Origin of the sequence: Mesorhizobium sp. M4A.F.Ca.ET.050.02.1.1 (assembly GCF_003997725.1) — a bacterium.
Classification (GTDB): Bacteria; Pseudomonadota; Alphaproteobacteria; order Rhizobiales; family Rhizobiaceae; genus Mesorhizobium.
Genome location: NZ_RZSG01000748.1, coordinates 1 through 2,922, shown reverse-complemented (window position 1 = coordinate 2,922; position 2,922 = coordinate 1). Strand labels below are relative to the sequence as shown.

5 protein-coding genes are annotated in these 2,922 nt (G+C 62.7%); 1 reads left to right on the top strand and 4 read right to left on the bottom strand.

The window, feature by feature from the left end; all coding sequences use genetic code 11:
• Nucleotides 1-58: 58 nt before the first annotated feature.
• Together EOA33_RS30480 and EOA33_RS30475 are read right to left on the bottom strand one after the other, a co-directional pair.
• Nucleotides 59-589 (bottom strand): gluconate 2-dehydrogenase subunit 3 family protein, encoded by a 531-nt coding sequence (locus EOA33_RS30480; protein WP_127407333.1) that lies wholly within the window; start codon nt 587-589, stop codon nt 59-61.
• Nucleotides 590-669: 80 nt separating this feature from the next.
• Nucleotides 670-1,065: a VOC family protein gene (locus tag EOA33_RS30475; protein WP_126054767.1), complete on the bottom strand. Its 396-nt coding sequence runs from the start codon at nt 1,063-1,065 to the stop codon at nt 670-672.
• Between the two features lie 257 nt (nt 1,066-1,322).
• Here EOA33_RS30475 and EOA33_RS30470 point away from each other — a divergent pair, with 257 nt between their 5' ends.
• Complete coding sequence (locus EOA33_RS30470; RefSeq protein WP_126054768.1) at nt 1,323-1,628, top strand: ribbon-helix-helix domain-containing protein; 306 nt, start codon at nt 1,323-1,325, stop codon at nt 1,626-1,628.
• A 98-nt stretch (nt 1,629-1,726) separates the two neighbouring features.
• Here the strand turns inward: EOA33_RS30470 and EOA33_RS30465 are convergent, their stop codons facing one another.
• Both EOA33_RS30465 and EOA33_RS30460 read right to left on the bottom strand, forming a co-directional pair.
• A complete protein-coding gene (locus EOA33_RS30465; RefSeq protein ID WP_126054769.1) occupies nt 1,727-2,431 on the bottom strand; it encodes a DeoD-type purine-nucleoside phosphorylase in 705 nt (234 codons plus the stop codon).
• Nucleotides 2,432-2,673: 242 nt separating this feature from the next.
• Nucleotides 2,674-2,922, bottom strand: a 249-nt coding sequence (locus EOA33_RS30460) for a response regulator (protein ID WP_145989363.1), incomplete at its 5' end; no start/stop codon positions are given.

Genomic DNA, 2,922 nt, shown 5'->3' with positions numbered 1-2,922 from the left:
GTGCTGCCATGGTTTCCTCCCATGAATTCGGTCAAAAGCGGTTCAAGGAAAGAGCGGTTCAGAGCCACTCGATGTCGTTGAAACCGCGCTCGATGTAGCCGCCCTTGGAAAAGGACTCGCCCTCGTAGCCGAAGATCGGCCAGACATCCTTCTGGTTGTAGAGGCTGACGACCAGGCCGCTGCGTACCGTCTGGAAGAACGGCGAGCTCTCGATGTCCTTGAGCAGCGCGACGCGCTGCTCCTCCCAGCCGAGCCCGCGATAGCCGCCGCTGCCGGCCTTCTTGTCGAGTTCGGCGATGCCCTTCTCGATCAGCTCCTTATGGGCGGGGTCCTTGGCGGCCAGCTCGTCATGGGCCTTGACCGCGATTGCGTAATGTTTGTCCGGCACCTGGTCGTGCGGGTAGATGTCGCGCGCCACCTGGATCAAGGTCGCCATGGTCTCTGGCTTCAGCGCCGCCGTTTCGAGACCCCAGGCGTGTTGCGGGCTGATGACGGCGCTGCCGGAAATGACGAGCAACGCTCCCGCGCCGCCGTGCTTCAGAAGCTCGCGCCGCGACAGGCCGGGCTTCCTTTCATAGATGGTGACCATTTGTTCCTCCCTGCTTGCTGTCCGCACCTCGAAGGGGTGCCTTTGCTGGCGCCGCGCTGGCCCGCGCGGCTGGTGGTCGCTTACTGAAACCGTCCTCCTCGCTGCAGGACCTCGATCTTGTAGCCGTCGGGATCCTCGATGAAGAAAAAGCGGGCGATCCGCGCCCCGTCGCGGTCGAACTCGACGATCTTCTTCGGGTTGAGGCCGAGCGCGCCGAGGCGGTCGTGCTCGCTGTCGAGGTCGGCGACCGAAACCGCGAGATGACCGTAGCCGTCGCCGAGTTCGTAAGGCTGCTCGCGACCCTTGTTGACGGTGAGCTCAAGCTCGAACGATGTCTCGGGATTGCTGAGATAGACCAGGGTGAAGGTCTCGAAATCCAGCCGATCGGCGATATCGAGTCCGAAAGCATTCCGATAGAAGTCGACAGACCGGGCCTCATTCAGAACCCGGATCATTGAGTGGATCGCTTTCGCCAAATTTCAACCCTCTTCAGCCGCGCGAAAGATGCGCACGAGGGTGATTATGGGCGCCTTGCGGCAAAGGTGGTGGCAGCCGATTACCACGCGCGGGATCCGGAAAACGGATAGAAGGCGTGAAGCGGCCGGTTCCAGCGACGAAAGTCCGATTGCTGTTTTTGGCCTTCCGGTTGAGAATGACCGGCCGCGACAGGCAAGACTCAACGGCGCGACTTGCATCGACTCGCGCCCAAAACCAACAAGAATGGGAGAAAACGATGTGCAGGGTTTTCGCCGGGCAGGACCCGGAGGGCTACCGACAGATCAACCGGTCGATTCGCATCGACGGGCATTCCACGAGCATCCAGCTTGAGGCTACGTTTTGGGCATTGCTCGATGAGATCGCCGAAAGCCAGGGCCTGACGACGCCCAAATTCATCTCGACGCTCTATGACGAGGCAATCCAGATCAACGGCCAGATCCCGAACTTCGCCTCGATGCTGCGCACCACCTGCGCGCTCTATCTGCGCGGCCACCGGCCAACCGCGAACGAACAGGCGGCGCTGAAGCGGGAAGCCGCCTAGAGCAATTCCAGGAAAAGTGCGTAGCGGTTTTCCGTCCGGAATCGCGTCAAAACAAAGAGATAGAGCGGTTCAGCGTTTCCATGAAACGATGAACCGTTCTAGTCGACGGCGACTTCGAGCGCCAGCCGCGTCATGTCGGTGAACAGCTCCTGGCGCTCGGAATAGTCGGTCTGCTCGCCGTTGGCGACATGATCGACCACGTTCAGCAACGACAGCGCCCGCGCGCCGAAATGGGCCGAAATGCGGTACAGGGCGCTGGTCTCCATATCGACGGCGAGCGCTCCCATCGCGATGGCTTCGGCATAGCGGGCGCGGCCCTGCGGATGATAGAAAATATCGCTGCAGATCGTCAGCCCCGCCCGGTGCTCGATGCCGAGCGCCTCGGCCCGCCGCAATGCCCCGGCCAGCAGTTCCGGATCGGGACCGGCGGCGGCGTAAAGCCCGAAGACCTGGCCGCTGTCGGCATTCTCGGCGCGGACCGATCGCGATATCACCAGGCCGCGCAGCGGCACCTCGGCGCTCAGGCCGCCACAGGTGCCGGTCCGGATCAGCGTCTTGACGCCGTGGAAGTCGAGAAGTTCATGGGCGTAGATCAGGAATGACGAGACGCCGATGCCGGTAGACTGGATGCTGACCGGCTTGCCCCGGAACCGGCCGGTGAAGCCCAGCGCGCCCCTGCGGCGATTGACGCAGCGCGGCGCCTCGAGAAAAGTCGCAGCCATCCATTCGGCGCGCTCCGGGTCGCCCGGCAGCAGCACCGTTTCGGCAAAATCACCCTTCTCCGCTTCGTTGTGCGGCGTCACGGCATCTACCCCAATTCCCCGCCGCGTTTGTCACCGCAATCATGGCGATCTCGCGTCGATGCGCAAGCCGCGATTGCGACGCTCCAGTGGCCGGCCTCACTGGTTATGAGTGGACGGATCGCTCCCCGGCGCCGCCACCTGTAAACGGCATGGCGGGGGCGTCTGTGCGCTCGATCACATTCAGCCCGCTGTTTGTGCGCGTCGTTCTCGCAAAACCGCGGCGCATTTTTGGCCGATACGCATCAGGATTCCAACACGTCCTTGACGATGGTTGCCAGCTGCTTGAGCGAAAACGGCTTCGGCAGGAAGCCGAAATGCGCGTCGGCGGGCAGGTTCCTGGCAAAGGCGTCCTCGGCGTAGCCTGAGACGAAGACGAACTTGATGTCGGGCTGCCGCTTGCGCAACTCGCCTAGCAGCGTCGGCCCGTCCATTTCCGGCATCACTACGTCGGACACGACGATGTCGATCTTGCCGCCGAGCGCCTCGAACAC

What these genes read in the sequence shown, in the direction of transcription:
- EOA33_RS30480 (WP_127407333.1), bottom strand. Translation starts at nt 589, where the DNA reads ATGGTCACCATCTATGAAAGGAAGCCCGGCCTGTCGCGGCGCGAGCTT.
- EOA33_RS30470 (WP_126054768.1), top strand. Translation starts at nt 1,323, where the DNA reads ATGTGCAGGGTTTTCGCCGGGCAGGACCCGGAGGGCTACCGACAGATC.